This window comes from Frankia sp. CeD, from assembly GCF_000732115.1.
Classification (GTDB): Bacteria; Actinomycetota; Actinomycetes; order Frankiales; family Frankiaceae; genus Frankia; species Frankia casuarinae.
Genome location: NZ_JPGU01000040.1, coordinates 1 through 7,354, shown reverse-complemented (window position 1 = coordinate 7,354; position 7,354 = coordinate 1). Strand labels below are relative to the sequence as shown.

Below are 7,354 nucleotides of genomic sequence, written 5' to 3'. Positions count from 1 at the left end.
CCAGAGAGCCGGCAGCACCAGGGCTCCGAAGACGGTCGCCCATGCCCACGGATGATCGGCCAGGTAGGGCACGACATCGTCGTGTAGCCAGGGGAAGAGCCGGTCATGGATCACCGGAACGACACCGGCCGCCGCGAACNCCGCGATGAGCCCCGCTCCCACGACCGCCAGTCCTCCGGGCAGGTGCCGCCAGCCGGTAAGTCCGATCATCAGCAGGCCGATCAGGCCGACGACGATCCCCAGGCCGCCGACGATGCCCGAACCGGTCAGCCCGCCGGCCGTGCCGAGGCCGACCAGCGCTGTTCCCACCGCGATCGTCATCCGCCGCCGGCCGTGCGTGACATCCCGGATCATCTCGAAGGCGAGACGGGTGACGGTCCGGGCGAGGAACGCGACCGGCCGCAGGGGCCGTGGCAGCCGGCGGGTCGATGTGGCCCAGGCGACGACCACGGCCACGATCTGGGCCAGGGCGGTCACCAGAACCGGGCCCTGCGCCGCGTCGGTGATGCGCTCGTCCGAGACGCGGCAGGCCTCGAGTACCTTGTCCACCGCTCGCGGGGGCAGCGCGCCGGGCGTGACGGGGACGCCGCTGAGCCCGGGTGGCCGGGGCGGTCGGCGCGCCAGAGCCGAACTGTCGACGCCGGCAGGCCGGTGGGCACCGGTCTGTCCCGCGGCGATCCTGGCGGCCACGGCCGCGGCCAGCGAGATGACCTCGGCGCCGCGCGGCTCGTCCAGGTTCGGGGAGCCTGTCCCTTCCGGTACCGCCGAGGCCCCCGGTCCGGTCGTCGTCCCGGGCCGGCTCGGTTCCACGGTCAGGGCCCGGTCGACGGCGGCGAGGAAGTCGGCGGTGGGCCGCGGATCGACCCCGGCCTTGTTGTCGCGCCGCACCGCCTCGGCGACCCCCACCAGCTCCTTGGCCGCGATGTCCCGTTGGATGCCGGCGGCGACCCAGGTCGCCGTGACCGGAAGGTTCGGCGGCACGGGGGCGTCCGGATCGGTCAGAAAGCCAAGCTCGTCGAGTACCTCCCGCGGCGCCGGGATGCCGGCCACCTCGGTGAGATCGTCGACCAGATCCACCAGCCAGCCCCGGCGGGCCAGCGCCGCGGCGTGGGCGTGACCGGCGGGGACGGCGGTGTCCCGGCGGATCACGAGCCGGCGTGGATCCAGCATGATCCGGACCAGCCAGCCCGCACCGTCCAGCCGTCCCCACATCCAGTCGTTGGCCCGCCACGAGGACTTCGCGAAGGCGCCGAAGTTTCCCAGCTGCAGGCCTGTGACCTTCTCCTCGGCCAGTGCGCGGGCGGGATCGAGGCGGTTCGGTAGATCCGCGCTGATCTGGACGAGCTCAACCGGTTGGTCGAGGACCGCGGCGCCGGTGCTTCGTTCGACCAGGTGCACGTCGAGCACGGCGATCAGGGCGTCCGCGGGAGTCGACGGGAGGTACCCGACGAAGTCCGCGAGGGTCCGGGCCGCCACCGCCCGGCGCTGGCCGACGCTGAGACCCTCGGGCCTGGTCTCTGGTCCCGCCGGAGGCCGGGCCGCGGGGGACCGCCGGTCCACGAGATCGGTGAGCTCGGTCCGCAGGGTCTCGATCATCCGCTCCAGGGAGCGCCAGGCCCGGGTGAGCTCGTCCTGCCCCGCGTCGCCCTCCGGGTCGGTCCGCAACCAGCGGCGGGCAGCCTCGGCGATGACGTCGAGCAGCGGTGCCCCGGCCATCGCACCGAGGGTCTCGCTGACCGTCGTGAAGACGCCGGGCCGCAGGGCCGCGGTGGCTGTGGTGGCGGTGGTGTCGGTGTTCCGGATGGTGGCGTGCGATGCGCCGTGCACGGCCGCCGCGAGCCGGGCAAGTCGGATCCGGTCCGCCGGCTCGGGGGAGAGGACGTACCCTTCGTTGATCATGTTGATCAGTAGACCCTTGGCGGCGTCGAGCGCGGGTCGGCCCAGCCGCCACAGGTCGGCGAGGTCGGCCGTGGTCGGCAGCCGGTCGGGAAGCATCTGGATCACGGCGTTGACCGCGGCGTTCGTCATCCGGGCGGGTCCGGCCGCGTCGGTGCGCAGCGCGTCGGTGTCCGGGGGACGGGGCAGATCGAACCGACCACCGAGGACGCGCAGCAGCGCCTCGATCACCGGTGGGGCGATCTCCTCTGCCAGGCTGCGGCGGTAGGCGTCATAGACGCTCTCGTCCGCTAATCGGGGACCACCGGCCGGGGCGAGGCGCAGCAGCCGTCGCCGGTTCGCCCGCGTACCGCGTACGGCGCTGTTGTGGTCGCGCAGCGTCGCCAGATCTGTACCAATCGACTGGTTCAGCGCCGCGCCGAGCACCTGGAGAAGGGTGGGGATCACCGTGGGTGGCACAGGCAGGGCGGGCGGTGTGGACGTCCTGGTTGGTGCCGCCGGATTCGTTGGTGCCGCCGGATTCGTCGGTACCGGCATCCGCGGCGAGGGCACGACGTAGGCGAGCACGCGACGGACTTGGCGTTCGGCGGGCCGGTCGAAGATGGCCGCCAGCGCCGGTCCGATCGGGCGGTTGACCAGGATCCCGCCGTCCGATGCGTGGAATCCGTGGGAGGCGTTGACGTAGCGGGCCATGTCCGGGTGCGCGGCGTCGACGGCGTGCCCCACCGGCACGTAGGCCGGCTCGAAGGCGCCCGGAAAGGCGGAACTGGCCCGTGCGGCCAGGGCGAGACGGGGGACCGCGCCAGGGTCGGTCAGGTCCTGCGTGCCGAAGGCGAACAGGCCCCGGTGGTCGACGTCGTACATGGTGCCGCCGAGTGAGTCGGCGTNCTCGGCGACCTCGCCGCGCAGGATCGTCGTAGTGATGAAGACCGATGTCGGGCGGTCCATGCCGGCTCGGTCCATGCCGGCTCGGTCCATGCCGGCTCGGTCCATGCCGGCTCGGTCCATGCCGGCTCGGTCCATGCCGGCTCGGGCCGTCTCCCCCACCGCTGTCAAGGCGGTGTGCAGCGCGGGCAGCACGGCGGTGTCCCCGTGCAGCAGCGAGGGATACGTCTTCTCGTGGGGGGTGCGCATGAGCGCGTCAAACGAGCCGAGGGACAGCCACAGGTCCCGCAGCGGGGTGAGATCGGCGTGGTGGGTGTTCGCGTAGCCCAGCATGGCGGCGTTGATGCCACCGGCCGAGGTGCCGGCGAGTACGTCCACACTGACCTCGACGTCGAGGATGGCCGCCAGCCGGGCGTAACGGGCAGCGACGGCGGCGTCCGCGTCGTCGGCCCGGTCACGGTCCGGGCTGGTCGCAAGGNTGATCTCGGTGGCGACCCCGCCCATCCAGACGGCGAGGCTCGCGCCACCGGTCATGACGACCGCGAGCCGTACCTCCTGGGTGGCCGGGTCGCGCATGAGTGGCAAGAGTAGACGTGCCCGGCCCCGGGCCTTCCCCGTTTGTCGGAGAAAAGTTGGATCGCGACGACTTCTTCCCAGCCGCCACTCTTGTCAACGGGTTACTCGTGAGTAGCATGGGAACAACGTACTCACGAGTAGCTAGCCGGCATCGGCCGATCACGGTGTCCGGCGGTCCCGGGAAGGAGCCGTTGATGGGCCACTACCGGAGCAATCTGCGAGACATCGAGTTCAACCTGTTCGAGGTGTTCGGGGTCGATCGCACGCTCGGCACCGGTCCCTTCGGGGAGATGGACGCCGAGACCGCGCGCGAGGTGCTGGCCGAGCTCGATCACCTCGCCTCCGGACCCGTTGCCGAGTCCTTCACCGACGCCGACCGTCATCCACCGACCCTGGATCCGGCGACCGGGTCGGTGACCCTGCCGGAGTCGTTCAAGAAGTCCTACCAGGCCGTTCTGGACGGTGAGTGGTGGCGGCTCTACCTTCCGCCGCACCTGGGTGGGCTGGGTGCGTCTCCGACCGTCGCGTGGGCGGCCTCGGAGCTGCTGCTCGGAGCGAACCCGGCCATCTTCATGTACATGGCCGGGCCGACGTTCGCGGCGATCCTGCACCGGCTCGGCAACGAATGGCAGCGCCAGCTCGCNGAGTTCGCCATCGAACGGCACTGGGGCGCGACGATGGTGCTCACCGAGCCGGACGCGGGTTCCGACGTCGGGGCCGGTCGTACCAGGGCGATCGAGCAGCCCGACGGCACCTGGCACATCGAGGGCGTGAAGCGGTTCATCACCAACGGGGACTGGGATGTCCCGGAGAACATCATCCACCTCGTGCTCGCCCGGCCGGAGGGGCACGGCCCGGGGAGTAAGGGCCTGTCGATGTTCGTGGTGCCGAAGTTCATGCCCGATCCGCGGACCGGCACGCCCGGCGCCCGTAACGGCGTCTACGTGACGAACATCGAGAAGAAGATGGGCCTGAAGGTCTCCGCCACCTGCGAGCTGCGGTTCGGTGAGCGGGCGCCGGCGGTCGGTTGGCTGGTCGGTGACGTCCACGAGGGCATCGCCCAGATGTTCCAGGTGATCGAGTACGCCCGGATGATGGTGGGCAGCAAGGCCATCGCCACGCTGTCCACCGGATATCTCAACGCGCTCGAGTTCGCCCGCACCCGCGTCCAGGGTGCGGACCTGGCCCGCGCGTCGGACAAGACGGCACCGCGTGTCACGATCATTCATCACCCGGATGTCCGCCGGATGCTGATGATGCAGAAGGTGTATGCGGAGGGCATGCGTTCACTGGTGCTCTACACCGCGACGTTCCAGGACCGGGTTGCGCTGGCCGGCGAGCGGGGGGAGGCCGACGAGCTCGCCGAACGCATCAACGACCTGCTGCTCCCGATCGTCAAGGGGGTCGGCTCCGAACGGTCCTACGAGCTGCTCGCCTCTTCACTGCAGATCCTCGGTGGTTCCGGGTACCTGCAGGACTATCCGATCGAGCAGTACATCCGCGATGCCAAGATCGACACTCTCTACGAGGGCACCACGTCGATCCAGGGCCAGGACCTGTTTTTCCGGAAAATCGTCCGGGACCAGGGGCAGGCGCTGGCCTCCGTGCTGGGCGAGATCCAGACGTTCGTGAAGGGCGAGGCCGGCAACGGCGCGCTGCGGGCGGAGCGGGAGGCGCTGGGGGTGGCCCTTGAGGACGTCCAGAGCATGGTGAATTCGCTGGTCGGGTTCCTCACCGGCGCCGCCGAGGAGGCCGCCGCGATCTACAAGGTCGGCCTGAATACGACGAGGCTGCTGATGAGCCTCGGTGACCTGATCATCGGATGGCTGCTCCTGCGCGGCGCCGAGGTAGCCCTGCGGACCCAGGATTCTCCGGCGTCCGCCGGGGCCCGGCCCGCTCGGGACGCCGCCTTTTACCAGGGCAAGGTGGCCGCCGCGCGCTGGTTCGCGGCCAATGTGCTACCGGAGTTGACGGCGCGCCGGGTAGCGCTGGAGTCCACCGGCCTCGGGCTCATGGAACTGCCGGAGGAGGCGTTCTGATGTTGCCGCGGCGGGGTTGCGTTCTTGCCGCGGAAGGGNATATGGACCGGTATGGGAATCCCGTTGAGTCTTTTACTCTTGGCCCTCGGCGCCATCCTCGCCTTCGCGGTCCGCTCCGAACCGTCCGGGCTCGACATCACGGCCGTGGGCATCATCCTGATGTGCGTCAGCGCCATTGGGCTCGGCCTCACCCTGTACCGCGACCAGTGGCGCAGGAAGATCGTNGAAGAGTCGGTCGAGAACGGCGTGCCCGCGCCCAGACCGCTCGATGACGGCATCATCGTCGACCCGTCCGCTCCGTTCGAGGCCCCGCACCGGCGCGAGCTGGGACTGACCCCCGAGGAGGATCGTCGGCTGAACCCCTCACGCCATCCGGAGGCGACCTACGGTGACGGGCAGCCGGCCATCCACGTGCACGTCGAAGGGGACCACCCCCTGTCGCCNCACTGAACCGTGCTCGTTCACCGGTCCGCCTGCCCACCGCCCGGTCCGGTTCCCTGGACGGTCCGTGGGGACGGACCAGGGAACCCGGCCGGGCGCTCGTCCGCGGGGGCGAGCCGGGATGGTCGGTTCAGGAGGTGCGTAGCGGCGGGNACGCCTGATCGAGCTCGTTGCGCATGTCCCGCTTGAGGATGTCGTCGGCGTCCGAGGAGGACTGACCCTCGAGCAGAAACCGAGCCACTCGTAGGGTGAGGTCGACCCGCTCAGCCAGGTTGAGCGTGCCGGTGAACCGGCCGCTGGAGTTGGCGGAGGTCAGAACCTTGGCGACGAACTCGTCCGCGGCCTGCAGTGCCTCCACTCGCGTCATGGTTCCACCTCTTTGTGCCGGAAGCCGGTCAGAGGCGCAACCGTACCAGGGAGCGGAATCTGGGCCGTTGTGTGCCCCTCTTGCGTGCAGTGTGCCCGTTTGTGGCCAACTGGTGGATCCGATGAGTCGATCAGGACCAGGCGAGTGCCACCGTGGGATCGGTGATGACGGCACCCACGTCGGCGAGGACCGCGGAGCCCAGCGCGCCGTCGACGATGCGATGGTCGAACGAGAGTGCCAGCTGTACCACCGTACGCACGGTGAGCTGGCCCTCGTGCACCCAGGGCATCGGTCGGATCGAGCCGAGGGCGAGGATCGCCGCTTCGCCCGGGTTCAGGATCGGGGTGCCGATGTCGACGCCGAGGACGCCGACGTTGGTGATGGTGATCGTGCCGCCGCGCAGATCCGCGGGGCTGAGCCGGTCCGCCCTCGCCGCGGTGGTGAGGCCGGCCAGGGCGTGAGCCAGCCCGACGACGTCGAGCCGGCCGGCATCCGGGATGGTGGGCACGACGAGCCCACGCGGGCCCGCCACGGCGATGCCGAGGTTCACCCGGTCGTACACATGTATCTCCGGCCGGCCACCGTTCTCCGGCCGGCCACCGTTCTCCGGCCGGCCACCGTTCTCCGGCCGGCCACCGCCCGCGTCCTCGACCCAGGATGAGTTGATCATCGGATGTCGGCGAACGGCGATGAGCAGGGCTCTGGCGACGAACAGCAATGGGGTGATCTTGATCCCGGTGAACTCCGGCAGCGCCGCGATCCGGTCCCGGGCGGCCATCGTCGCCGTCGCGTCGACGGTGAGGAACTCGGTGACATGCGGGGCAGCCGAGACGCTGGCGACCATCGCCTGCGCCATCGACCGCNGGATGCCGGTGACAGGCACGTGCCAGGTACGCGTCTCGGCGGAGAAGGTGGCCCCGGCGGGGATGACGCCGATCGGCGGGGNATCGCGCGNGGGNGGCGCCGCGAGGGGCGCGGTACGGGCGGCGGCACGCACCGCGGCCTCGACGTCGGCCCGGCTGATCGTGCCGTCCGGGCCGGTGCCGGCGAGGGATGCGAGGTCGACACCGAGGTCACGGGCGAGCTTGCGGACCGGCGGTTTGGCGAGCACCGGACCGGCTGTGTGGACCGGACCGGCTGTGTGGACCGG

At 70.7% G+C, this 7,354-nt stretch carries 5 protein-coding genes; 2 read left to right on the top strand and 3 right to left on the bottom strand.

From position 1 onward, the window contains the following. The coding region (locus tag CED_RS17155) for a patatin-like protein (protein ID WP_152569780.1) at positions 1–3,357 on the bottom strand (3,357 nt) is incomplete at its 3' end. A 194-nt stretch (positions 3,358–3,551) separates the two neighbouring features. On the opposite strand from CED_RS17155, the gene CED_RS17150 reads away from it, so the two are divergent. Next, the gene (locus CED_RS17150; RefSeq protein ID WP_011434529.1) at positions 3,552–5,396 is read left to right on the top strand and encodes an acyl-CoA dehydrogenase; all 1,845 of its coding nucleotides are present in this window, start codon (positions 3,552–3,554) and stop codon (positions 5,394–5,396) included. A 63-nt stretch (positions 5,397–5,459) separates the two neighbouring features. Next, complete coding sequence (locus CED_RS17145) at positions 5,460–5,846, top strand: hypothetical protein (RefSeq protein ID WP_232234807.1); 387 nt, start codon at positions 5,460–5,462, stop codon at positions 5,844–5,846. A gap of 121 nt (positions 5,847–5,967) precedes the next feature. Here the strand turns inward: CED_RS17145 and CED_RS17140 are convergent, their stop codons facing one another. Together CED_RS17140 and CED_RS17135 are read right to left on the bottom strand one after the other, a co-directional pair. Further along, positions 5,968–6,204 carry a hypothetical protein gene (locus CED_RS17140; RefSeq protein WP_035912274.1) on the bottom strand — a complete coding sequence of 79 codons (237 nt, stop codon included), beginning with the start codon at positions 6,202–6,204 and terminating at the stop codon, positions 5,968–5,970. 130 nt (positions 6,205–6,334) lie between these two features. Beyond that, positions 6,335–7,354 (bottom strand): dihydrolipoamide acetyltransferase family protein (locus CED_RS17135; RefSeq protein WP_035912271.1); only part of this gene is annotated, 1,020 nt, incomplete at its 5' end.